General features: G+C 67.2%; 21 protein-coding genes and 2 pseudogenes. 8 read left to right on the forward strand and 15 right to left on the reverse strand.

Features of this window, described 5'->3' with window-relative positions:
* Positions 1-204: 204 nt before the first annotated feature.
* Both F793_RS0108390 and F793_RS0108395 read left to right on the forward strand, forming a co-directional pair.
* Positions 205-1,536 carry a sulfite oxidase gene (locus tag F793_RS0108390; protein WP_018879494.1) on the forward strand — a complete coding sequence of 444 codons (1,332 nt, stop codon included), beginning with the start codon at positions 205-207 and terminating at the stop codon, positions 1,534-1,536.
* Between the two features lie 9 nt (positions 1,537-1,545).
* On the forward strand, positions 1,546-1,872 hold the full coding sequence (locus F793_RS0108395; protein ID WP_018879495.1) for a hypothetical protein: 327 nt from the start codon (positions 1,546-1,548) through the stop codon (positions 1,870-1,872).
* 112 nt (positions 1,873-1,984) lie between these two features.
* On the opposite strand, the gene rlmKL is transcribed toward F793_RS0108395, so the two are convergent.
* From rlmKL to F793_RS13375, 7 genes and pseudogenes are all read right to left on the reverse strand, one after another.
* On the reverse strand, positions 1,985-4,207 hold the full coding sequence (gene rlmKL, locus F793_RS0108400) for a bifunctional 23S rRNA (guanine(2069)-N(7))-methyltransferase RlmK/23S rRNA (guanine(2445)-N(2))-methyltransferase RlmL (RefSeq protein WP_018882308.1): 2,223 nt from the start codon (positions 4,205-4,207) through the stop codon (positions 1,985-1,987).
* 67 nt (positions 4,208-4,274) lie between these two features.
* Positions 4,275-5,063, reverse strand: a complete 789-nt coding sequence (locus tag F793_RS0108405; RefSeq protein ID WP_018882309.1) for an ABC transporter permease — start codon at positions 5,061-5,063, stop codon at positions 4,275-4,277.
* On the reverse strand, positions 5,063-5,968 hold the full coding sequence (locus F793_RS0108410) for an ABC transporter ATP-binding protein (protein WP_018882310.1): 906 nt from the start codon (positions 5,966-5,968) through the stop codon (positions 5,063-5,065). The genes F793_RS0108405 and F793_RS0108410 overlap by 1 nt, the downstream gene beginning before the upstream one ends.
* A gap of 132 nt (positions 5,969-6,100) precedes the next feature.
* Positions 6,101-6,547: a DsrE family protein gene (locus F793_RS0108415; RefSeq protein ID WP_019583198.1), complete on the reverse strand. Its 447-nt coding sequence runs from the start codon at positions 6,545-6,547 to the stop codon at positions 6,101-6,103.
* Between the two features lie 282 nt (positions 6,548-6,829).
* Positions 6,830-7,279 (reverse strand): DsrE family protein, encoded by a 450-nt coding sequence (locus tag F793_RS0108420; RefSeq protein WP_018866508.1) that lies wholly within the window; start codon positions 7,277-7,279, stop codon positions 6,830-6,832.
* Positions 7,280-7,476: 197 nt separating this feature from the next.
* Positions 7,477-7,806 (reverse strand): annotated as a pseudogene (locus F793_RS13370) (EamA/RhaT family transporter); the annotation flags it as partial.
* 284 nt (positions 7,807-8,090) lie between these two features.
* Positions 8,091-8,621, reverse strand: a pseudogene (locus tag F793_RS13375) (EamA family transporter); the annotation flags it as partial.
* 76 nt (positions 8,622-8,697) lie between these two features.
* Here F793_RS13375 and F793_RS0108430 point away from each other — a divergent pair.
* Positions 8,698-9,606, forward strand: a complete 909-nt coding sequence (locus F793_RS0108430; RefSeq protein ID WP_018882311.1) for an NAD(P)-dependent oxidoreductase — start codon at positions 8,698-8,700, stop codon at positions 9,604-9,606.
* Between the two features lie 4 nt (positions 9,607-9,610).
* On the opposite strand, the gene F793_RS0108435 is transcribed toward F793_RS0108430, so the two are convergent.
* The 3 genes from F793_RS0108435 to F793_RS0108445 all read right to left on the reverse strand — a co-directional run bounded on the left by F793_RS0108435 (position 9,611) and on the right by F793_RS0108445 (position 13,037).
* The gene (locus F793_RS0108435; RefSeq protein WP_018880785.1) at positions 9,611-10,912 is read right to left on the reverse strand and encodes an NRAMP family divalent metal transporter; all 1,302 of its coding nucleotides are present in this window, start codon (positions 10,910-10,912) and stop codon (positions 9,611-9,613) included.
* Positions 10,909-12,444 (reverse strand): GGDEF domain-containing protein, encoded by a 1,536-nt coding sequence (locus F793_RS0108440; protein ID WP_018879500.1) that lies wholly within the window; start codon positions 12,442-12,444, stop codon positions 10,909-10,911. The genes F793_RS0108435 and F793_RS0108440 overlap by 4 nt, the downstream gene beginning before the upstream one ends.
* A gap of 359 nt (positions 12,445-12,803) precedes the next feature.
* Positions 12,804-13,037 (reverse strand): hypothetical protein, encoded by a 234-nt coding sequence (locus F793_RS0108445; protein ID WP_018866512.1) that lies wholly within the window; start codon positions 13,035-13,037, stop codon positions 12,804-12,806.
* Positions 13,038-13,175: 138 nt separating this feature from the next.
* Between F793_RS0108445 and F793_RS0108450 the strand changes: the two genes are divergently transcribed.
* The 4 genes from F793_RS0108450 to F793_RS0108465 all read left to right on the forward strand — a co-directional run bounded on the left by F793_RS0108450 (position 13,176) and on the right by F793_RS0108465 (position 16,580).
* Entirely contained in the window at positions 13,176-14,495 is a 1,320-nt protein-coding gene (locus tag F793_RS0108450) for a rhodanese-like domain-containing protein (RefSeq protein ID WP_018882312.1), read from the forward strand.
* Positions 14,496-14,865: 370 nt separating this feature from the next.
* On the forward strand, positions 14,866-15,477 hold the full coding sequence (locus F793_RS0108455; protein ID WP_018880788.1) for a TetR/AcrR family transcriptional regulator: 612 nt from the start codon (positions 14,866-14,868) through the stop codon (positions 15,475-15,477).
* 38 nt (positions 15,478-15,515) lie between these two features.
* Positions 15,516-16,007, forward strand: a complete 492-nt coding sequence (locus F793_RS0108460; RefSeq protein ID WP_018880789.1) for a DsrE family protein — start codon at positions 15,516-15,518, stop codon at positions 16,005-16,007.
* 72 nt (positions 16,008-16,079) lie between these two features.
* Positions 16,080-16,580: a DsrE family protein gene (locus F793_RS0108465; protein WP_026280733.1), complete on the forward strand. Its 501-nt coding sequence runs from the start codon at positions 16,080-16,082 to the stop codon at positions 16,578-16,580.
* Positions 16,581-16,663: 83 nt separating this feature from the next.
* Here the strand turns inward: F793_RS0108465 and F793_RS0108470 are convergent, their stop codons facing one another.
* The 5 genes from F793_RS0108470 to F793_RS0108490 form a co-directional block, all read right to left on the reverse strand.
* On the reverse strand, positions 16,664-17,431 hold the full coding sequence (locus tag F793_RS0108470) for an ABC transporter permease (protein WP_018866517.1): 768 nt from the start codon (positions 17,429-17,431) through the stop codon (positions 16,664-16,666).
* Positions 17,428-18,396, reverse strand: coding sequence for a daunorubicin resistance protein DrrA family ABC transporter ATP-binding protein (locus tag F793_RS0108475; protein WP_018882313.1), 969 nt, complete (start codon positions 18,394-18,396; stop codon positions 17,428-17,430). The genes F793_RS0108470 and F793_RS0108475 overlap by 4 nt, the downstream gene beginning before the upstream one ends.
* A 95-nt stretch (positions 18,397-18,491) precedes the next feature.
* The gene (gene mscL / locus F793_RS0108480) at positions 18,492-18,902 is read right to left on the reverse strand and encodes a large-conductance mechanosensitive channel protein MscL (RefSeq protein WP_018866519.1); all 411 of its coding nucleotides are present in this window, start codon (positions 18,900-18,902) and stop codon (positions 18,492-18,494) included.
* A 77-nt stretch (positions 18,903-18,979) separates the two neighbouring features.
* The gene (locus F793_RS0108485; protein ID WP_018866520.1) at positions 18,980-19,327 is read right to left on the reverse strand and encodes an antibiotic biosynthesis monooxygenase; all 348 of its coding nucleotides are present in this window, start codon (positions 19,325-19,327) and stop codon (positions 18,980-18,982) included.
* Positions 19,328-19,446: 119 nt separating this feature from the next.
* A complete protein-coding gene (locus F793_RS0108490) occupies positions 19,447-19,812 on the reverse strand; it encodes a rhodanese-like domain-containing protein (protein ID WP_018882314.1) in 366 nt (121 codons plus the stop codon).
* Between the two features lie 166 nt (positions 19,813-19,978).
* Between F793_RS0108490 and F793_RS0108495 the strand changes: the two genes are divergently transcribed.
* Positions 19,979-21,310, forward strand: a complete 1,332-nt coding sequence (locus F793_RS0108495; RefSeq protein ID WP_018882315.1) for an ethylbenzene dehydrogenase-related protein — start codon at positions 19,979-19,981, stop codon at positions 21,308-21,310.
* The last annotated feature ends 312 nt before the right edge of the window (positions 21,311-21,622 follow it).

Genomic DNA, 21,622 nt, shown 5'->3' on the forward strand with positions numbered 1-21,622 from the left:
TTGCGGTTTCGTTGTGGTCGGCATTCTATACCGTATTCCGGGCCCCGAATACAGGTGTTAGAGGAGGCATTCTGGAATCCGTAAAAAATCCCGATATTTTATTGCAGGTTTTTAGAACATGTACTAAAAATTCACTCGGCTGTCTCAGGGAGAGAGGGGCAGCACATGCGATTTCGATCCGAAGTACAAGCCGGAGGCTGGCAAATGACAGACCACAAGAACGATCATACCGAGCTGGAAAACAAATCCGAAGAAGCGATCAAGGAAACCGGGGAGCTGACCGAGACGGGCGCGGCCCGTCGTAGCTTCCTGGGCAAACTGGGCAAGGGCGGCGCCGCCCTGGCCGTGTTCGGCATGGGGGCGGAGACCGCCATGCAGACCATGTTCAACCGCAGCACCCTGTCGAGCGCCGTCGCCGCCGGCATCGAGGGCTTCCACGTGGAAGGCAAGGTGGACGGGTTCATCTGGCTGAATGATCGCCCGATCAACGGCGAGCTGCCGCCGCACCTGCTGCACGACGAGGTCACCCCGTTCCCCAACATGTTCATCCGTAACAACGGCGTCCCGCCGGAAAAGGCCGGCATCGATGCCGCGGCCTGGACCCTCACCGTGCACGGTGAGGCGGCAAATCAGGAGAAGTCCTATACGATCGCCGATCTCAAGGAGAAGTTCGAGCACCATACCCTGCAGATCTGGATCGAGTGTGGCGGCAACGGCCGTGCCGCATTCGAGCCGTCCCCGCGTGGCAACCAGTGGGATCTGGGTGCGGTCGGCTGCCCGACCTGGACCGGGGTGCGCCTGCGCGACGTGCTGGAAGACGTCGGCTACGACGCGGACAAGGCCGTGTACATCGGTTACAAGGCGGGCGATGCCCACCTCAGCGGTCGCGACGACCTGGACGCCCTGTCCCGTGGCTGCCCGATGCGCAAGGCCCTGGAGGACGAGACCATCATTGCCTGGGCGATGAATGGCGAGGACATCCCGGAACAGCACGGCTACCCGCTGCGCCTGATTACGCCTGGCTTCCCGGGTTCCGCCAGCGGCAAGTGGCTGACCGAGATCCTGGTGCGCGACCGCGAGCATGACGGTCAGGGTATGACCGGCCACAGCTACCGCATGCCGCGTCATCCGGTGGAGCCGGGCGCCGACGTGCCGAACGAGGACATGGTCGTCCTCGAGGAAATGCCGGTGAAGTCGCTGATCACGTATCCGCAGACCGGCGTCGAGACCACCGCTGGCAGCACGCTGAAGGTCGCGGGCAAGGCGTGGGATGGCTACGGCGATGTCGAGGAGCTCCACGTGTCGACCGACTACGGGGTGACCTGGCAGAAGGCCGACTTGAAGCGGCCGGTCAACAAGTTTGCCTGGCAAACCTGGGAGGCAGACATCGAGTTCCCCGAGCAGGGTTTCTATCAGGTGTGGGCCGTGGCCACCAACAGCAAGGGCGACCGTCAGCCGATGGTGCTGCCGGGCTGGAACCCGCGCGGTTACGGCAACAACAAGGCCCACCACATCGATGTCCGAGTCAAAGCGTAAGGAGCACGAATGAAGTCGAAGATGGTCCTGTTGTTGCCGGCCATCCTCGGCCTCCTCTGGGTGGCGCCCGCGATCGCGGGCGACCACGTCGAGGCCGCCGAGGAGTACGAGACCGATCCGGAAACCGGCCTGCTCAAGGCCCCGGGATTCGATACCGTCAAGAATAATTGCACGGTCTGCCACTCGGCCCGGTTGTTCACGAGCCGCGGGTACACCCGCAAGATCTGGCTGGAACAGATCCGCTGGATGCAGGACACCCAAGGGCTCTGGGAGTTTTCTCCCGAAGTGGAGGAAGAGATCCTGGACTACCTGGAAACCTACTACCCACCGCGTTGATCCTGACACGGTGATGACGAAACGCCCCGGCTGGTCCGGGGCGTTTTTTTGGGAGCTCACTGCATGTTGGCAGGGCGTCGCGCGGGTCGGCGTAAGCGCCTCGGCGATCCGGCTATCCGGCGTTGGCGGGTGTGATTGCCCAGCAGCGATGGGGAGGCGGCGGACGGCGGAAATCCTCGTCCAGGGTCTCGCGGGTGATGTCGCGGGCCTGGAGCCCGGTCAGCGCCGCGTGGTCCAGCTCGAAGCGGCGGCGGTTGGTGGAGAAGTACAGCACGCCATCCGGGGTGAGCAGGCGCGCCGCCGCAAGGATCAGCGGCACATGATCGCGCTGGACCTCGAAGTCATCCTCGGTGCGCTTGGAGTTGGAGAAGGTGGGTGGGTCCAGAAAGATCCGCTCGAAGACCATGCCGGGCATGTCGGTGGCGCCCTCCAGCCAGCGCACCACGTCCTCGCGCAGCAGCGTGTGGGTGCCCGGAAGGCGACGGCTGCGGCCATCGCGGATTTCGGCCTCCAGGCCATTGGCGCGGAAGTTCGCCTCGGCCCATTCCAGGTAGGTATTGGACAGGTCCACGGACACGGTCTGGCGTGCGCTGCCCACCGCGGCATGCACGCTGACCGCGGCGGTGTAGCAGAACAGGTTCAGCAGGCGCAGGCCGCGGCATTCCTGCTGCAGTCGCAGGCGCATCGGGCGGTGGTCCAGGAACAGCCCGGAATCCAGATAGGCATCCAGGTCCACCCGCAGGCGGCAACCGTGTTCGACCACCGTGAAGGGCGCGGCTTCGGCGGCCTCGGCGCGCTGGTACTGCGAGCGCCCCTTCTGGGCCCGGCGTTGCTTGTAGTGCAGGTGCGCGGGTTCGACGCCGGTGACCTCCAGGGTGGCGGCCAGTGCGCCGCGCAGGCGGGCCTCGGCTCGGGCGGGCTCGACGCTGGCGGGGGCGGCGAACTCCTGCACATGCAGATGCAGTGTCCCGTCTTCCGCCTCGTAGCGGTCGATCTGCAGGGGATATTCGGCCAGGTCGGAATCGTAGATGCGGTAGCAGGTGATGCCCTGGCGCCGCGCCCAGCGGGTCAGGTGACGCAGGTTCTTCTGCAGCCGGTTGGCGAAGTCCGGCGCCGGGGCAGCCGGCGGTTCCTCGCGGCGATGGATCTCGAACTGGAGCAGGTGGCAGGCGAGGGTGCCGTTGTAGAAGCGGTGCTTGTGGCTGGCACGCAGGCCCAGCCGCTGCGAGTCGGTGGTATCCGCGACCAGCAGGGCGACGTGCCAGCCGCCAAACGCGCTGCGCAGGCGCTCGCCCAGCAGGCTGTAGAGCTTGATCAGCTCCGGTGTGTTGCCGATGCGTTCGCCGTAGGGCGGGTTGCTGACCAGCATGCCGTGATCGGCCGGGGGCTCCAGGGTCAGGGCATCGGCCTGATCGAAGCGCGTGCAGTCGTCCACACCCGCGGCCCGGGCCGCCTTGCGGGCGGCGGCCACCGCGCCCCGGTCGCGGTCGCTGCCCAGCAGGGGCGGGCCCTGCCAGGGGCGTACGGTATCGCGGGCCTCGGCCAGGCAGCGGTCCCAGAGCTCCGCATCATGGCCGGACCAGCCCCGGGCCCGGAATCCCGTGCGCAGCAGCCCCGGTGCGGTACGGGTCGCCATCAGCGCCGCTTCGATCACCAGCGTCCCGCTGCCGCAGAACGGGTCGAGGAACGGCGCGTCCGGATGGGCCTCCAGGTGCTCCGGCCAGCCGGCGCGAATCAGCAGCGCGGCGGCCAGGTTCTCGCGCAGCGGGGCCTGGCCGCCCGCGCCGCGATAGCCGCGTCGGTGCAGGCCCCCGTTACCGATGTCCAGGCTCAGCTGCGCCTGCCGGCCCTGCAGTTGCAGCAGTACGCGTACGTCCGGGTCGGCCGCGTCCACGTCGGGGCGTTCGCCGGTGGCGGCGCGAAAGGCGTCGGCGATGCCGTCCTTCACCCGCACCCCGGCGAAATGAGTATGCCGGATGTGCGAGCTCTTGCCCGTCACGTCCACCGCGAAGGTGGCCTCGAGACCGAACAGGGCGGGCCAGTCCAGGGCCCGGCTGGCGGCGTGGCAGGCATCGCCGTCGGGTTCGTCGAAACGGGCCAGGGGCAGCAGGATGCGGCTGGCCACCCGGCTGCCGAGCAGGCAGCGGTACAGCGTGGCAAGGTCCGCCCGGAAGTGGATGCCGGCGCGGTCCTCGCGCAGATCCGTCGCGCCGAAGCCCTCCAGCTCGCGCGCGACCAGCGGGGCCAGCCCGCCGGCGGCGGTCGCGAGATACACGCGGGTGGTGGCCGCCGGGTCGTAGGGAAGGATCGTGTCGTCGGCAGGGGTGTCGGTCATTGCGGGCTCGGGCAGGCAGGGCGGGAAGGCCGCTTATTCTGGCACACCCGGCGGCGCGTTCGGCCCCTCAGCGCAGCAGGCGGCGGCGGATCAGGAAGGTCGCGAGGATGATGGCGCCGACGCCGTAGGCGGTGATCACGGCCAGATGCGGGAGCCACGCGTCCGGCCAGGCGCCGGTCATCAGCGGGCGCACGATCTCCAGCACATGCGCCAGCGGGAGGGCCAGCGCAAGGCCCTGCACCCAGCCGGGCAGCTCGGTCAGCGGGAAGAACACCCCGGAGAGCAGGAGCATGGGGGTGACGGCCAGGGTGAAGTAGTAGAGAAAGAAGTCGTAGCTGCGCGCCAGCGCGGTGATCACCAGGGCCAGGGCGCCGAAGGTGAACGCGGCGAGGAAGATCACCGGCAGCGCGAGCAGCGCGCGGGCATCGCTGACCAGCCCCAGCAGGCTGGCGACGACCAGGATGGTGATGGCGCTGACCAGGCCCTTGGTCGCCGCCCAGACGGCCTCGGCGAAGACGATGTCGTCGAGCGTGAGCGGCGTGGCGAGCATGCCCAGCCAGGTGTTCTGCTCCGCCATGCGGGTGTAGGCGGAATACATGCCCTCGAAGCTGGCGGTGAACATCGCGGAGGAGCAGATGATGCCGGAGGCGATGAACACCATGTAACTCATGCCGTCGAGGTCGCCGACCAGGCTGCCGAAACCGTAGCCAAACGCCAGCAGGTACAGGATCGGCTCGCCGAAGTTGCCGAGCATCGACGGCACGATCAGCTTGCGCCAGACCAGCGCATTGCGCCGCCAGACGGCGACGAAGCGCAGGCTGGGACGGGGCAGCAGGGGCATCGCGGGATGGGCCATCAGTCGCGCAGCTCGTGTCCGGTGAGTTTCAGAAAGACGTCTTCCAGGTCGGCCTCGCGCAGGGTGGACTCGTGCCCGAGCGCGCGCAGGCGTTCGCGCAGGCGGTCCGGCTCGGTCGTGTAGACCAGCCAGGTATCGGCCACCTGGTGGGCGCGGTCCTTCGCCCCCAGTTCGCGCTGCAGCACATCGCCGGCCCCGGCCCCGCCGACGGTCAGCACCCAGGGTTCGATGTGCTCGGCGATCAGACGGCTGGGGGCGTCACAGGCGATGATGCGGCCGTGGTCGATGATCGCGATGCGATCGCACAGCTCCTGGGCCTCCTCCATGTAGTGCGTGGTCAGCACCAACGTGACCCCGGAGGCGCGCAGCGCCCGCAGCTGGCGCCACAGGTGATGGCGGGCCTGCGGGTCCAGCCCGGTGGTGGGTTCGTCCAGGACGACCACCTCCGGCTCGTTGATCAGGGCGCGTGCCAGGGTCAGGCGTCGCTTCATGCCGCCGGACAGGGCGTCGATACGCGCGCCGCGCTTGTCGTTCAGGTTGACCTGCTCCAGCAGCCGGTCAATGCGCGCCTCCACCGTTGGTCCGGCCAGGCCGAAGTAGGCAGCGTAGGTGCGCATGTTCTCGATCACGGTGAAGTCGGGGTCGAGGGTGTCGAACTGCGGCACGATGCCCAGTCGTTCGCGCACGGCGCGTTCGCCCTCGGGCATCGGCAGGCCCAGGACCTCGACCCGGCCACCGTCGATCGGGGTCATGCCGAGCAGCATGCGCAGGGTGGTGGTCTTGCCGGCCCCGTTGGGACCCAGCAGCCCGAAGAATTCGCCCGGAGCGATCTCGAGGTCCACGCCGTCGACCACGTGGATGCTGTCGTAGGTCTTGCGGAGCTGGTCGATACGGATCGCGGACATGGCGGGGCTCGCGGCGAAGGGGTGCGCATACCATACCGGTTCGGGGGCCTGCTCCCAATGGCCCGGGGCCGCGCCATCAAAAAGGCCCGGATCGTCTGATCCGGGCCGGTCGTTCTGATACCGCTGCCGACGTTACGGACGGCTGTAGGTATAACCCTGGTGCTGCAACCAGGAAATATGGGCCACGCCGCTGGGGATCACGTCGTCCTCGGAGGCATCGAACAGCTCGTCCAGTGCGATGTTGCGCCCGCGCAGGGTGTTCGCGCAGACCTGGAACTCCACGTCCTGCATCTTCAGGTTCTCGATGCGCCCGCGCAGGTTCTCGTTGGTCATCGCGGTCTGGAGCAGGCCGAGGCCATCGCCATGCATGACGACCTTGATGTCCATGTTCTCGGCGCCGACCGCGTTGATGTGGTTCTGGATGTTGCCCATCGCCGCCATGTAGCGCCGTTCGTCATCGTAGTTCACGTGGTAGACGACCTTGTGATAGCCATAGTCGAAGTCGCCCGCGGCGGCCAGGCCGGGGAGGCTCAGCACCATCGCGAGCAGGGCGGGAAGGATCAGTTTCATTGCGTTCATTGCACAGGTTCCTCTCCTGAAACAATCACGAACCCGGGCGGGTCTTGGGTACGCCACGGGGCCTTGCGCCGGGGTTGGCGCGCCGCGACCGGGGGCTTCACTGGGAAGGCGGTCGGCGGCTGTTTATAAGACGCACCGGGCATGCGCCTATTCCCGTCCGGGCGGGCTTGAAGGGGTGTTCTTCGGTTCGGATGGGAGCAAAGAAAAGGGCCCGGGAAGGCCCGGGCCCGAAGCGACGACCGGGAGATGGCGGCCGCCGCGGGGGGAACTTGCCTGAAACGCCTACGGGCGCACGTAGGTGTAGCCCTGCTGCTGCAGATGCGACAGGTGGGCCACGCCGCTCGGGATGATGTCGTCCGCGGAGGCGTCGTAGAGATCATTGGCGATATCGATGTTCCGGCCGACCACGGTGTTGTTGCACACCTGGAAGTCCACGTCCTGCATCTTCAGCTGGTCGACGAAGGCCTTCAGGTCTTCGTTCGACTTGGCGTGCTGCAGCAGGCTGAGCCCGTTTCCATGCATCACTACCTTGATGCTCATGCGGTCGGCGCCAACGGCGTTGATGTGGTTCTGGATATTGCGCATCGCGCCGATCTGACGCTGTTCGTTGTCGTGGTTTACGTGGTAGACCACTTTCTGTTCGGAGTAGCCGTTGTCGTTGGCCAGGGCGGTGCCCGGCAGGACGAATGCGGCAGCGGCCAGGGCCAGCGGAAGGATGTAGCGTTTTTTCATGATCGGGCTCCTGCTTGTGTTCCCGTGTGTTCGTTGTCGATACGCCCGGGGCGTATGTCGCGCTGCAAGCAGCTGACCGGATCCGGTGGCGGGCTTCCATGCCTTTCGTTTCCGGTTACAGGTAGGACGGGAACTATCCGCGATTATTCCGATCAGAATCTAGATAACTGCCTGATCATATGTAGAAAAGTAGAACATTAGGGGATGTTGTTTCGCATGCCCCGGGCGGCGTGCAGGGCCAGGGTCAGGAGTACCAGGCCACCGGCCAGCAGCGTGCAGCGGCCCGGGGCCTCGGCCAGGAACAGCCAGACCCAGAGCGTTCCGAACACCGCCTCCAGGACCAGGAACAGCGCGACCTCGCCGGCCGGCAGGAAACGGGTCGACAGGGCGATCAGCGCGAGTGCCAGAGGGAGCTGGACCAGCCCCATCACGGCGAGTACCGCGAAGCTGTCGAGCGTGATCGCAAGCGGCGAGGCCAGCGGCCAGGCGATCACGGCCGCCAGCAGCCCGCCCGCCGCGATCACGGCTAGGGAAACACTGATCAATGTTCACGCTCGCGTTGGCACCCCAGGTTTTCCGAGACAAGGCGCGGTGCGTAGCGGGTAGTGGTTCTACCCGCAAGTGGCGCAACGCAGGATCGGGGAACCTGGGGTGCCAACCCCACAAATCATTCAATGCAGGGGCTCGGCCGCTTTTGTGCGCGCACAGCGTTGCGGCTCCCTTGTGCAGAATGACTGCACGGCAGTCACCGCGCCTTGTTCGCACGCAAAAGCGACTCGAGCGCGAGCGTGCACATTGATCAGTGTTTCCCTAGGCGATCCACCCGTGGCGACCGCCGCAGCAACGTCAGGTTAATGCCGATCACCAGAGCGGCCAGCAGCGCAAGCCCGTCCCCCAGCCAGCCCCCGGCCTCCAGCGACCCGGCAAATACGCCGATGATCCCGCCGAGGCAGACCAGCATCGCGACCCAGGTCCGCGGGGGCACCCACTCGCGCAGCAGTACCCCGGAAAACACGGCGGCGAAGAGCGGCGAGGCGGCCAGGATCACGACCACGTTGGCGACCGTGGTGTGCAGGATGGCCAGCACGAAAAGGATGGTGGTGGCGGCAAAGCCTGCCGAGACCCAGCCGGCATCCGCGCCGCCCAGGCGCAGGTGGGTCCAGGCCCAGCGCCCGTCGAGGACACGCAGCAACAGGGTCAGGGCAAGCGGCATCAGCAGCCCGCGCCAGAAGACGATGTTCATGCCCTGAGTGTCGGCCAGGCGCACCAGCAGCCCGTCGAAGCTGAGCGCCATCACACCGGTGAAGGCGAGCAGCGAGCCGTGCAGGTGTTCGCGTTGCATGATTCGGGTCACCCTCCATGTGCCGCTTTTCCAGCGGGGTTGTTACAGTGCGTGGGTACCGTTTTCGGAGTGCCCTATGTCCGCATCCCCCATCCCGCCCGAACTGCAGCCGATCGGGGCCATTGGCCTCGGCATCATGGGCGCGCCCATGAACCGCAACCTCCTGGCCGCCGGGGCCGAAGTTCGTGTCTGGGCACGCCGGCCGGAGACGGCGGAAGCACTCGCGCAGGAGGGGGCGCAGTCGTGCGCGAGCCTCCCGGAGCTGGTTCGCGGCGTGCGGGTGCTGGTGCTGAATGTGTCCGATACGCCGGATGTCGAGGCGCTGATGCTGGGCCCGGACGGCATCCTGGAGCACGCCCGTCCCGGCCTGATCGTGATCGACCACAGCACCATCGACCCGATGCGGACGCGTGCCATCGCCCGCGCGGCCGCCGAACGCGAAGTGACCTTCGTGGATGCCCCGGTCTCGGGGGGCGAACCCGGTGCCCGGGCCGGTTCCCTGAGCCTGATGGTAGGCGGCCCCGCCGCGGTGGTCGAGTCGCTGCGCCCGATCTTCGAGGTCGTGGGGTCCACCCTGACGCACGTAGGTGACTGCGGGGCGGGACAGATCGCCAAGGCCTGCAACCAGCTGGTGGTGGGCGAGACGCTGGTCGCGGTGGGCGAGGCCTTCGCGCTGGCGGAGCAGTCGGGTGTGGATCCGGCCCGGGTCCGCGAGGCGCTGATGGGCGGCTTTGCCAGCTCGCGCATCCTGGAGGTGCATGGCCAGCGCCTGCTGGACGGGGACTTCGAGCCGGGGTTCCAGGTCGGGCTGTATCACAAGGACCTGGGCATCATCGCCGATCTGAGCCGGGACCTTGGGCTCGCGACCGATGGGCTCAAGCCGGTGCGCGAGGCCGTGGATGCAGCGCTTGAGGCCGGGCAGGCCCGGCATGATGTGGCGATCCTCGCCCGCTTCTGCGTGCGCGCCGGCGAACCGGCTTCCTGAGCGGTCAGAGCACGAAGCGCCAGACCAGCCAGGCCAGCGAAAACCCGGCCAGGAAGATGATGCCGGCCCAGGCCAGGGCACGCAGGCCGGGCCCGGGTCGGGCATCCGCCGGCATATCTGGTGACATCACCGCTCGGAAAGTGATCCAGGCGAGGATCGGGGCCGAGAGGAATGACAGGGTGGTCGCGATATCGACGAAGCGTGTGAACTGCTCGCCGGCGAGCCAGATCAGGGCCAACGCCCCGGTGGCGACGATCAGCAGGGCGATGCGATAGCCCCACCATTCCAGCCGGCCCTCGGCGCCCGTGTCCGGGTCGCTGCTCCGGGGCTGGTGGCTGTTCTCGCGCAGCGCGCGCAGGGTGGCCATGATCACTCGCGGGTAGGCGTCGGTCACGGCCAGGGTGGTGGAGAACATCGTGGTCAGCGCCGCGATCGCGATCAGGGAGCGACTCCATTCGCCCAGGCTCTGGGCGTAGAGATCCACCAGTTGCGCCGAGAAGGCGGCCGCCCCCGGCGCGAAGCCGACGCCGCTGCCGTACATCAGCAGGGCCCCCAGGAGCATGAACACGAGTGCCAGCGCGGTGGCACCGAAGAAGCCCAGCCGGAAGTCGAACACGGCCTCGCGCACACTGGGGTGATGCCCGGTCATGCGCGCGCGTTCCTGAGTCCAGACCGAGTGCCAGGCCGCCACGTCCAGCGGGATCGGCATCCATCCCAGCAACGCCAGCACGAAGGCGAGACCGGCCAGGGTCCACAGGTTCGACCATTCCCGGGCGCCGGAGAGCGCATGCCAGTCCGGGGCCTCCTGGAACGCCAGGGCGACCGCGACCACGGTGGATACACTCAGCGCGGCCATGATGATCTTCATGCCCAGGTCGAGCCCCTTGTAGGCCTCGACCATCAGGAAAGCGATGCAGGCGGCCAGGATCAGCGCGGAGAGCACGACCATCGACAGGTCCAGCCCGAAGACCAGGGCGAACAGCCCCGCGGTGGTCAGTGTCACCACGGCCTGGATGATGAACAGCGTGCCCAGCGTCACCGCGATGTACAGGCCCAGGGCCCAGTTGCCGAGCCGGTGATAGCCGGTCAGCAGGTTGTGCCCGGTGGCGGCCGCGTAGCGTGGCCCGAATTCCAGAAAGGGGTACTTGAACAGGCAGGCCAGGAGCACGATCGGGATCAGCAGCAGCCCGTATTCGGCGCCGCCGCGGGTGGCCTGGACCAGATGCGAGACGCCCACCGCCGCGCCGGCCATCAGCAGGCCGGGTCCGATGGCGGCGCGCAGCGTGGCGCGGGTGGATGCGGTCATGAATCGATGTTTCCTTGATCGGTTGCTGCCGTGTCCGACTGGGGCAGGGCGTCGGTGCTGGCGATGATAATGCGGTCGCGTCCGCTGTTCTTGGCGGCGTACAGGGCCTGGTCGGCGCGGCCCAGCAGCGAATCCGCCGTATCCCCCGGGCGGAAGCTGGCAATGCCGCCGGAGCAGGTCTGGCCGCTGGGCATCGCCGCGCGCAGGCGCTCCAGGATGTGGCGCGTCTGCCGGGCATCCGTATGCGGAAACACGATCACGAACTCCTCCCCGCCGAAGCGCGCCAGCAGGTCCGTGGGGCGCAGGCTCGGGCGCCAGGCGCGGACCATGTCGCGGAGCAGGGCGTCGCCGGCGGCATGGCCGTGGGTGTCGTTGTAGCGCTTGAAGTGATCGATATCCAGGAAGGCCAGGGTCAGTGGTCCGGCATTACGCTCGGCCCGCGCGATTTCGCGGTCCAGTTGTTCCTCCAGGTGGCGACGATTGCCGACCCCGGTCAGCGCGTCGCTGCGGGAGAGGTGTTCCAGTCGCTGCGCCAGTACGTGGGTTTCGCGGAGCAGGCCTGCCATGCGGTACATCACCAGCAGGAACAGCAGGATGGACGCGATCGCGGCCACGCGGATGGTCTCCGTCTCGCCGCCGGCGGTGGCCAGGATCACCATGGGGACCAGCACCGAGGCCGCCCCCAGGATCAGCAGGCGCCGCCCGGAGAGCTCGGCAGGCGAGGTATGGGTTCGCGGTTCCACCCTCGCGGACGGGTGCCATGCGGCCGCCGCGATCAGCGCATAGGCCACGAGCCAGAGGGCGTCGGTCAGCCCGCCTGCCCGGTACCAGCCCGCAGAGTTGCCGTGGGCATACAGCAGGTCGGCGGCCAGATAGGCCAGCATCCCCAGCAGCAGGAAGCTGTGAGCGGTGATGCCCGTACGCTGCAGGAACACCAGGCGCAGCACCAGCACCAGCAGGATGAGATCGGCAACGGGGTAGCCCGTGGAGACCAGCAGTTGCAGCCAGCCGAGTCCGGGGTCGTAGGTGTAGGGGGCGATCAGCAGGGCCCAGCCGAGGACCGCGGCCGAGATCCCCACGATCAGCGCATCCACGAAGGCGCCATCGTTCCGCGCGGCCTGGGCCCCCAAGCGCCACAACGCCACGGCGAACAGCGGGTACACGGCGAGGTAGAAGACATCCGCGGCCGAAGGGAAGGGCTCCAGGCCCTGCAGGTCCAGCCAGTACCAGATGCCGTGCCCCGTGGCGGCCAGTGCCAGCGCGGCGGCGATCAGGGCCCAGGACGAGGCGGCGAACGGGCGTTGAGGGCGCAGGGTGGCGAGGGCAACTGCCACCGCGGCGCCGGCGGTCGTGATGACGTAGAGGGCGCTGGCCAGCGGGCCATGGGGCAGGGCGACATAGGCCATGGCCAGCACCAGGCCGATGCCCAGCAGTACGCTCCAGCCCTCCGGGCGCGGCCGTCGCGCGGTGCGGCGGGCGTCCCTGCTTGCGGCATGCGTGCTGCCACGCTGGATGTCGGCCGATTCCCCCATCGGCCGTATGGTGACAGACCGATGCAGGATTGTCCCGCCTCCGCGGCGGCGCGCGGCTCCCTCCGCAGGGGGGCCTTAAGGAGACGCTGATTGAATCGCACGTCCGCGCTCGAGTCGCTTTTGCGCGCGAACAAGGCGCGGTGACTGCCGTGCAGTCATTCTGCACAAGGGAACCGCAACGCTGTGCGCGCGCAAAAGCGGCCGAGCCCCTGCTTTCACTGGCTTGTGGGGTTGGTGCCCCCTGTTCCCCGATCCTGCGTTGCGCCGCTTGCGGGTAGAACCACTACCCGCTGCACGACGTGCCTTGTCTCGGAAAACAGGGGGCGCCAACGCGGACGTGCGATTCAATCAGCGTCTCCTTAAAGGCCGATCAGTTCGGCATGCACACCGGAGGCTGTGACCGTGTCCAGCAGCTTGCGGCTGTTGATGCGTTGCGGGTCGTACTCCACCACCATCAGGTGCGGGCGTTCATCGTGGCTGGACGCGGCCATCACGCCCGGGAGTTCGCGCAGGGCATCCTGGATGCGTTCGCGGGCCGCGTGGTCGGTGTCCTCGTCGATGTGGATGGTGACATCCGCCATATGGGTGCTCATTGCGGGCTCCTTCGGCCGCGGGGCCGTGTGCCTACAACATGAATATAGACGCTGCCGGAGGCGGCTCAAGCAACGGGCCTGGCTGCCGCCGCCGCGGAGGGCTATGGTGAAGGGATGGATACGAACCGGAGAATCACCATGCGAGCGATCTGGCTGGGGCTGGCCCTTGTCGCGGTGGGCAGCAGTGCCGCGCAGGCCGATGTGCTGACGGGCGACACGCTGCTGGAGGCGGCGAACGCGGAGATCACCAACATCGACCAGGAGGGCCTGCAGGACCTGATCGCCAGCGAGCCTGACCACGTGGTGATTGATGTGCGCACACGTACCGAGATTGATCACACCGGCGGGCAGATCCGCTCCAGCGAGACGCTGAATATCCCGCGCGGCTGGATCGAGTTCGAGGTACCCGGCGAGATCCCGGACAAGGACACGCCGATCGTCGTCTACTGTGGCCAGAACCTGCGCAGCGTGGCCGCGGCGCAGACTCTGCAGCAGATGGGTTATACCAACGTGTACAACTACCCCGGCGGCTTCTTCGAGTGGAAGGACGCGGGCCTGCCCCTCTACGTGCTGGACAAGGCGCGCGACTCGTTCCTTTACGACCGCCCGCAGAAGGTGACCGATGGCGTCTGGTCCGCGATCGGCGCGACCCAGCCCTCCACCTACGAGAACTCCGGCCACAACAACAACCTGTCGTTCATCATCACCGATGACGGCGTGGTGGTGATGAACGCCGGCGACAACTACCTGCTGGCCAAGTCGCTGCATCAGGAGATCAAGAAGCTTACCGACCAGCCGGTGAAGTACGTGGTTCTCGAGAATGCCCAGGGCCACGCGATGCTGGGCATGACCTACTGGCAGGAGCAGGGCGCCACGGTGATCGCGCACAACGATGCCTGGCGCGAGATCGAGGCCAATGGTCAGGCGAGCCTGGAAGCGGCCGCCACGCGCACCCGCGACAAGGCGTTCATGACCGAGCTGGGCACGCCGGACGTCACCTTCGCCACCCGCCTGGACCTGGAGATGGGTGGTGAAACCATTCAGATCCGCTACCTCGGGCCGGGCCACGCGCCGGGCGATATCGCCCTCTGGGCGCCGGAGCGCAAGGTCCTGATCACCGGGGACCTGGCCTTCCATCAGCGCATGCTGCCGATCTTCGAGTACACCGATACCGCCGGCTGGATCGAGACCTGGCACGAACTGGAGGCCCTGGAGGCCGAGTACATCATCCCCGGCCACGGCGACCCGGTGAACGACTTCGACGTGTTGCGCCGCTACACCCACGATTATCTCGTGTACCTGCGCGAGGAGGTCCAGCGCATCCTCGACGAGGGCGGCACGCTGAACGATGCCTACAACATCGACCAGACCGCCTACCGCCACCTGGACACCTACGGCGAGCTGCATCGCCAGAACGCCGGCCGCGTGTTCCGCGCCATGGAGTTCGAGGACTTCTGAATCCCAATGCGGAGCGTCCGGGTCCCTCGCCTGTGGGAAGCCAGCCCCTGCCGGCAGGGCGTGGGCAAGGCCTCAATCGCCGAGAGGGCTCGGCTCCTACTGGTCTGGAGTCAGCATTTGCAGGAGGCCAGCCCCCTGGCCGATGGGGCGCTTGCAAAACCGCAATCGGCCGGAAACCCGGGCTCTTTTAAGGGCGAGGGTGTACGTGGATCAGCATTTCCCTGGGAAGTACAGCGCGGGAAGTACACCGCGTACGTGAAGGTCGGTTGTGCGGAGAATGGGTCCTGGCGAGAAGGCAGTGCCGGGTCGCATGTGGCATTTCCCATATCTTCGCGCTAAATTAGAACGAACGTTCGGTTCGGTATGGGCGATGACAGAGAACCCGAAGCAATCCGTGCGCGGCGCCGCGCTGCGCAAACTGGTACTGGATACCGCGCTCGAGCGGTTCAGTCAGGATGGCTATTTCAATACCTCCATCCATGACATCCGGCGTCAGGCCGGTGTCTCCATCGGCTCGATCTATCACCACTTCGGCAACAAGGAGGCGCTGGCCAAGGCGCTGTACGACGCGCTGCTGCAACGCATGGATGCGGGCCTGGCCGAGGTGATGGAGCGCGAGAGCGGTTGCCGCGCACGCTGCGACGGGATCATCGCGTTCCTGTTCCGGGCCGCCACCGAGGCCCCGCAGACGATGCGTTTCGTGCTCGAGGCGCGGCACCGCGAGTTTCTTCCGGACGAGCCGCCGGTGTGCTCCTCGCAGCCGTTCCAGCGCATGCGCGAGTGCATCGAACAGGGCATGGCCGCCGGCGAGGTCCGGCCCATGGAGATCCCGGTGGCGGCCACCGCCGCGTTCGGTGGCGCCATCCGCCTGTTGCACCTGTACCTCGACGGCGTGCTCGAGAAACCCCTGGCGCACTACCTGCCCGAGACCCAGGAGGCCGCCTGGCGCGCCATCGCGATGCCTTCGGCCGAGTGCCCGTAACCCGTTCTGCTATCGATGGCCCCAAAGGAGAATCCCCGATGAAGATCGTTGCATCCCTGTTCCTGCTGCTGACCCTGTCGCTGACCACCCTGAGCGTCCAGGCCGAAACCCCCACCGACGCCCGCGCCCTGGACGGCGTCGAGCAGGGTCGCGTCGTGTTCGACCTGAACAACAACGACCCGGAGCTGCTCGCGCTGTACCTGATGGTGATCCGCGAGACCTTTGAAGACCTGACCGATCAGGGCGTTGAGCCCGACATGATCCTCGCCTTTCGCGGGCGGGCCGTGACCATGGTCTCCGAGGATCGCGAGCGCTTCGAGCTGACGGAGTTCGACCACCTGGATGCGATCGAGGAGCACGTGGCGGCACTGAAGGAGAAGGGCGTGCGCATGGAGTCCTGCGCCGTGGCCACCCGCCTGTTCGGCGTCGAACACGGCGAACTGCTGCCCGGCATCGAGCCGGTGCGCAATACCTTCGTGTCCCTGACCGGTTACCAGGCCCAGGGCTACGCGGTCATCCCGATCTATTGAGCCTGAAGGGTTCGGGTTTCGAGCCCGGGGACGAAACACCCGGGCCTTCACCATAAAAGGAGGAGAACCACCATGCGAAATCGAATGCTGATCCTGTTGCTGGCCGTCCTGTTGCCGTTTGGCCTGGCCTCCACGGCGAGCGCCGAGGGTCTGGACAATCGCGAGGCGACCCAGGGCATCGAGACGATGCGCGCGGTCTACGACATGCGCAAGTCCGACCCCAACGTGATGCTGGCCTACCTGCGCGGCATCGCCACCAACCACGAGAACCTGCTCAAGGAGGGCGTGGAGCCCGATCTGCGCATGGTCTTTATCGCCGAGGCGGTCAAGTTCATCAACACCGACCCAGAGCCCGAGGTTGCGATCGATCACGCCGACACCCTGGAGGAGATCGCGAAGGCGGTGGACCGCCTGGACGAGCTGGGTGTGAAGATGGAGGTCTGCGCCGCCGCGACGCGGGCCTATGGTGTGGACAACGACACCATCCTGGATCCGATCCAGCCGGTGCGCAGCGGCTTCATCGCGGTCATGGGCTACCAGAACCAGGGCTACGCGCTGGTGCCGGTTTACTGATCCCGTAACCCCCCTCACACGGGGCCTGCCGGGCCGTCGCGGGAAGCGGCGGCCCTTTTTTGGTCAGCCGACGGGTGCCACGTTCAGCCGCGCGCCAGTCGCCGGTTGAGCGCATAGACCGACAGCGGCGCGAACACACCGGCAATGCCCAGGGCCCAGGCCAGCGACCACAGGGCCGGTTGCAGGGCCGGGCCGTCGGCGTTCATCAGGGCGCGGGCGGCCTCCGCCAGCAGCGAGACGGGGTTGGCCTGTACAAAGCCCTGCAGCCAGGTCGGCATCGTGTCCACGGGCACGAACGCGGAGCTGACGAAGGTGACCGGGAACAGCGCGGTAAAGCCAAACAGCTGCACATGCTCCGGGTCGCGCGCGATCACGCCCACCAGCACCATCACCCAGGAAAAGGCCACCGCGAAGCTCAGCACAAGCGCGACCATCGCCAGCAGGTGCGCCCACGAGGTCTCCAGGCGGAAGCCGAGCAGGAACCCGACGATCAGCAACAGGGCGATACACAGCAGTTGCTTGACCACGTCCGCCAGGATGCGTCCGGCCAGTGGCGCCCAGCGCGGGATGGGCAGGGCACGAAAGCGATCGAATACGCCGCGGGTCAGGTCGGTGTTCAGGCCGTGGCCGACGTACACGGTCACAAACAGCATGTTCATCACGATCACGCCGGGCAGCACGAACGCCAGATAGTTCTCGGGCGAACCGGCAATGGCCCCGCCGAACACGAACAGGAACAGCACCAGGAACAGGATCGGCTGGATCGAGTAGTCGCCCAGTTCCCAGGGATTGCGGCGTACCTGCACCAGGCTGCGCCAGGCCAGCGCCAGGGTCTGGTCAATGGCGTTCATGCCGCGTCCTCCCCGGCGTCCGGTTCCGCGTGGCCGGCGCCACTGCGCCCGGTCAGGGACAGGAACACATCATCCAGGCTGGCGCCGCGCAGCCCCAGATCGACCACCTCGATCCCGGCGTCGTCCAGGCGCCGCAACACGGCGGGAAGCAGCCCGGCATCCTGCACCGGCGCGCTGATTTGCGCCCCCTCGACCTGGGCCGGGCGTCCCGCGAGCCCGGTGACGATCCCGGCTGCGCGGTCGCTGGTCGCCGGGTCCGCCACTGTCACGTAGAGGCTGCGCGCCCCGACCCGGGCCTTCAGTTCGGCGGCCGTGCCCTCGGCGATTACGCGGCCCTGATCCAGCACCACGATGGCATCGGCCAGGGCGTCGGCCTCCTCCAGATACTGGGTGGTCAGCAGGACGGTGGTGCCCGCCGCCTGTAACTGGCGCACCCGTTCCCACAGGTCGCGGCGGGCGCGCGGGTCGAGGCCGGTGGACGGCTCGTCCAGGAACAGGATGCGCGGCCGTCCGACCAGGCTGGCGGCCAGGTCCAGGCGTCGGCGCATACCCCCGGAGTAGGTCTGCGCGGGGCGTCGCCCGGCCTCCTGCAGCGAGAAGTCCGCGAGCAGCGCGTCCGCACGGGCCCGGGCATCGGCGCGCTTGAGGCCCAGCAGGCGGGCGATCAGGATCAGGTTCTCGCGGCCGGTCAGCTTTTCGTCCACCGAGGCGTACTGGCCGGTCAGGCCGATAATCTCGCGAACCCGCGCGGCCTCGCGGGCCACATCGAACCCGCCCACGCGGGCCGTGCCGGCGGTGGGCGCGAGCAGGGTGGCCAGCATGCGGACCACGGTGGTCTTGCCGGCGCCGTTCGGCCCCAGCAGGCCCAGGACCTGTCCGGTTGGTACCCGCAGATCGACGCCGTCCACGGCCCGCGTGGCGGCGAAGTCCCGTACCAGTCCCTGTACTTCGATGGCGTTGTCCAAACCTGTCTCCTGATCGGCTCTCCACGCTCGGACGCGGGCGGGGCGACCGGGTTCCGCCGGACAGCCCCGCGGGGTTGGTACCCCAGATTTTTCCCTTAGCCGTCCTGGCGCGCCTTCAGCAGGTCCCGGATCTCGGCCAGCAGCTTCTCCTCGTTACTGGGGGCCGGGGGTTCCGCGGGCCTGGCCTCCTCCTTGTGCTGGAGGCGCGCGATCATCTTGATGGCGGCGAATACCACGGCCGCAATGATCAGGAAGTCCACCACGCGCTTGATGAACACTCCGTAATTGATGGTGACCGCCGCCACGCCATTCTCGGCCTCGCGCAGCACGATCACCAGATCGGAAAAGTCGACCCCGCCAATCAGCAGGCCGATCGGCGGCATCACCACATCCGATACCAAGGACGACACGATCTGGCCGAACGCCAGCCCGATGATCACGCCCACGGCCATATCCACCACGTTGCCGCGCGCCACAAACTGCTTGAACTCGTTCAGGATGCCCATGCCCGTCTCCTCCAGTGAGTAACCCTGAAGCTATAGTCCAGCGCGGGGGCCGTTGCGCGCAGTGGGCGTGGCGAGCGTCAGTTTCCGTGGGCGTCGCGTGAGTCGTGCGGGGCCTGGTCGCGTTCGTGCATGCCGTAGTCGCGGACCACCTCGGCCACGCGCAGGCGATAGTCGGCAAAGATGCCGCCGCGCCCGGCCGCCTGCACCTGACGGTGTTCCTCGAGGTTGCGCCATTGCCGCACCGCGGCCTCGTCCCGCCAGAAGGACAGCGACAGCACCTTGCCCGGCTGGCTCAGGCTTTCGAAACGTTCGATGGAGATGAATCCGTCGACGTCCTTCAGGTGTTCGCGCAGGCTCGCGGCCGCGTCCAGGTAGTCCTGCTTGCGCTCGGCGTGCGGTTCCACTTCAAAGATCACGGCAATCATGGCGGTTTCGCTATCAGAAAGACGAGGGCCGATTTAACCATGCGCGCAGGCGCAAGGTGGAAGCTGCGCCCGCCCGCGGAGGCTCGGGCGCACGGCCTGTCATCGATCAGGGGGATTACTCATTTTTCCGGGGTGTCATCCGGGTCCTGATAGGCGCGCAGTCCGCCCGCGATGGACTGGACATTGGTATAGCCCATATCCACCAGCTGGGCCGCCGCCAGTGCCCCGCGGTTGCCACCATTGCAGAAGCAGACCAGGGGCGCGCCCTTGTCAGGCACCACCCCCTCGATCTGGCGGGTGATGGAATCCAGCGCAACGTTGCGGGCGTTCGGAAGGCTGCCCTTCTGGTACTCCTCCGGTTCGCGCACATCAATGGCGATGGCACCGGATGCCAGGTGGTCGTCTACCTGTTTCGGCTCAATTTCATCGATGCGCTCGCGCGCGGCCTGTGCGCGTCGGAGAAACGCTTCATCGTGGTGATTCATCCAGGTCTCCTTCGTTGAGGGTGTGCGGCTCCCGCCGGGTGCGGGTGCCAGCGTTGCACGGCCTCTGGCCGTGATCTCTGTCGGGACACCCGGGAGGAACCTACTAATTCCCTTGTGGTCGTAGGGAGTTCAGCATATCTTCATAGCCATATATAGGGAGAGCCAAATGAAGAAATCACTGATGGCCCTTGCGGTCGCCGCCGCCTGCCCGGCTCTGGGGCTGGCCGAACCCCGTGTCGTGGACACCGATCGTAATGTCTTTATTCCCGCCGAAGAGGATGCCCGCGCGGTTCTGCGGGTCGCCGCGGTCTATAACGACGAAGACTTCCGCATCCATTACGAGTACGAGACCGATACGCCCAGCTGGTATCACCAGGTCTGGCGCTACGAGGATGGCGAGTGGGTGCGCTACGGATCCGGCGGCCCGGGGCCGGACGAGCACGGCCTGTACGAGGACCGAATCTCCATGATGCTGGACGACGGCAAGGTGGAGGGTTTCGACCGCATGGGCGGATGGATGACCGCGCACGACGGTATGCGCAGCCTGACCTCCGAGGTGGACGCGGATGCCGTTCGCGAGCATCCCAAGCTGGGCGGCGACCTCGGGCGCAGCGACGTGCGCAAGTACCTCCCGCAGACCCGCGTCACGGAGGATCCGGAAGAGGTCTCCTGGGATCAGGTCATCGATGACGAGGCCCTGGAACAGTTGCAGTCCGACGGTGTGTTCCTCGACCTGTGGCAGTGGCGCTCCCACCGCAGCCACCCGATGGGCTACGCGGACAACAACTACGTGCTGCACTACCGCCTGTCGTCCGAGGGCACCAGCATGTTCACGACCAACTGGGATGACGACGCCGATCAGCCTGCCTGGATGTTCGATCCGGAGCAGGTCGGAGCCCCCGCCCTGGAGTGGGAGGCCCTGATCGCCCGCGAGTACGGCCAGGACGATGCTTATTACATCCACGAGGGCAACGCAATCGCCTTCGATCCGGACCACGACTGGCAGGAAGGCGATGTGATCCCGCAGCGGTTCCTGCGGGAGCCGAGCGGCAGCCGCGGCGCGATCCGTGCCGATGGTGGCTACGAAGACGGCGCCTGGCGGATTGCACTCACCCGCACGCTGGAGGCCCCCAACGCCCGGGACAGCAAGACCCTGGAACATGGCGCGTCCTACAACGTCGCCTTCGCGGTTCACAGTGCCGCGGGCGCGCGCTGGCACCTGGTCTCGCTGCCGATGACCCTGGGGCTGGAAGACGGGGAGGCCGACATCGTCGCTCGCCGTGTCGATGGGGACCTGGACGAAGCCGACCTGGAATGGACCGAGGTGGAGGTGTTCTACCCGGGTCAGATCACCTATCAGTTCCTGCACAGCGACGACCACCCGGGCGGCGCGCTGGTGCGCGAGGGCGAGCAGGGCGTGCGTGATCAGCACGATCTCGACACCCTGCCGGGCTTCATCGTCGACATGGAGCAGCAGCTCCTGCGCGACGCAGACTGAGCCGGCGCGGGTCGGCACCACGCGCGCTCAGACCCGGACTCGTCTGGTGTCGACACTCTCGGCCGTGGAAGGGGTGCGCCCGACGCCCTTGCGCCACCAGACGTGCAGGGCAAGGCACAAAGCCTGACGTCGGGTCTCCTGCGCTCCGTCGTCCCGGACGCCGCGCAGCGGTGATCCGGGGTCTCCGCCGGTGGGGCGGGCGCGGTCGGTGGCAAGGCCGGCGTGGGCGCTCCCGGCTCTGCGCTCCGCTGAGGCCGGGATGATGTCGTGTGGGGCTGTGCCGATCGGTCGCGCTTGAGCGGCGGCAGTTGC

It is taken from the genome of Thioalkalivibrio sp. ALE22 (assembly GCF_000381445.1).
In the GTDB taxonomy this organism is placed as follows: Bacteria; Pseudomonadota; Gammaproteobacteria; order Ectothiorhodospirales; family Ectothiorhodospiraceae; genus Thioalkalivibrio.

What these genes read in the sequence shown, in the direction of transcription:
- F793_RS0108420 (WP_018866508.1), bottom strand. Translation starts at nt 7,279, where the DNA reads ATGAAAAAACGCTACATCCTTCCGCTGGCCCTGGCCGCTGCCGCATTC.
- F793_RS0108415 (WP_019583198.1), bottom strand. Translation starts at nt 6,547, where the DNA reads ATGAACGCAATGAAACTGATCCTTCCCGCCCTGCTCGCGATGGTGCTG.
- mscL (WP_018866519.1), bottom strand. Translation starts at nt 18,902, where the DNA reads ATGGGCATCCTGAACGAGTTCAAGCAGTTTGTGGCGCGCGGCAACGTG.
- F793_RS0108460 (WP_018880789.1), top strand. Translation starts at nt 15,516, where the DNA reads ATGAAGATCGTTGCATCCCTGTTCCTGCTGCTGACCCTGTCGCTGACC.
- F793_RS0108485 (WP_018866520.1), bottom strand. Translation starts at nt 19,327, where the DNA reads ATGATTGCCGTGATCTTTGAAGTGGAACCGCACGCCGAGCGCAAGCAG.
- F793_RS0108445 (WP_018866512.1), bottom strand. Translation starts at nt 13,037, where the DNA reads ATGAGCACCCATATGGCGGATGTCACCATCCACATCGACGAGGACACC.
- F793_RS0108465 (WP_026280733.1), top strand. Translation starts at nt 16,080, where the DNA reads ATGCGAAATCGAATGCTGATCCTGTTGCTGGCCGTCCTGTTGCCGTTT.
- F793_RS0108455 (WP_018880788.1), top strand. Translation starts at nt 14,866, where the DNA reads ATGACAGAGAACCCGAAGCAATCCGTGCGCGGCGCCGCGCTGCGCAAA.
- F793_RS0108435 (WP_018880785.1), bottom strand. Translation starts at nt 10,912, where the DNA reads ATGACCGCATCCACCCGCGCCACGCTGCGCGCCGCCATCGGACCCGGC.
- F793_RS0108450 (WP_018882312.1), top strand. Translation starts at nt 13,176, where the DNA reads ATGCGAGCGATCTGGCTGGGGCTGGCCCTTGTCGCGGTGGGCAGCAGT.
- F793_RS0108430 (WP_018882311.1), top strand. Translation starts at nt 8,698, where the DNA reads ATGTCCGCATCCCCCATCCCGCCCGAACTGCAGCCGATCGGGGCCATT.
- F793_RS0108440 (WP_018879500.1), bottom strand. Translation starts at nt 12,444, where the DNA reads ATGGGGGAATCGGCCGACATCCAGCGTGGCAGCACGCATGCCGCAAGC.
- F793_RS0108410 (WP_018882310.1), bottom strand. Translation starts at nt 5,968, where the DNA reads ATGTCCGCGATCCGTATCGACCAGCTCCGCAAGACCTACGACAGCATC.
- F793_RS0108405 (WP_018882309.1), bottom strand. Translation starts at nt 5,063, where the DNA reads ATGGCCCATCCCGCGATGCCCCTGCTGCCCCGTCCCAGCCTGCGCTTC.
- F793_RS0108395 (WP_018879495.1), top strand. Translation starts at nt 1,546, where the DNA reads ATGAAGTCGAAGATGGTCCTGTTGTTGCCGGCCATCCTCGGCCTCCTC.
- F793_RS0108490 (WP_018882314.1), bottom strand. Translation starts at nt 19,812, where the DNA reads ATGAATCACCACGATGAAGCGTTTCTCCGACGCGCACAGGCCGCGCGC.
- F793_RS0108470 (WP_018866517.1), bottom strand. Translation starts at nt 17,431, where the DNA reads ATGAACGCCATTGACCAGACCCTGGCGCTGGCCTGGCGCAGCCTGGTG.
- F793_RS0108390 (WP_018879494.1), top strand. Translation starts at nt 205, where the DNA reads ATGACAGACCACAAGAACGATCATACCGAGCTGGAAAACAAATCCGAA.
- rlmKL (WP_018882308.1), bottom strand. Translation starts at nt 4,207, where the DNA reads ATGACCGACACCCCTGCCGACGACACGATCCTTCCCTACGACCCGGCG.
- F793_RS0108495 (WP_018882315.1), top strand. Translation starts at nt 19,979, where the DNA reads ATGAAGAAATCACTGATGGCCCTTGCGGTCGCCGCCGCCTGCCCGGCT.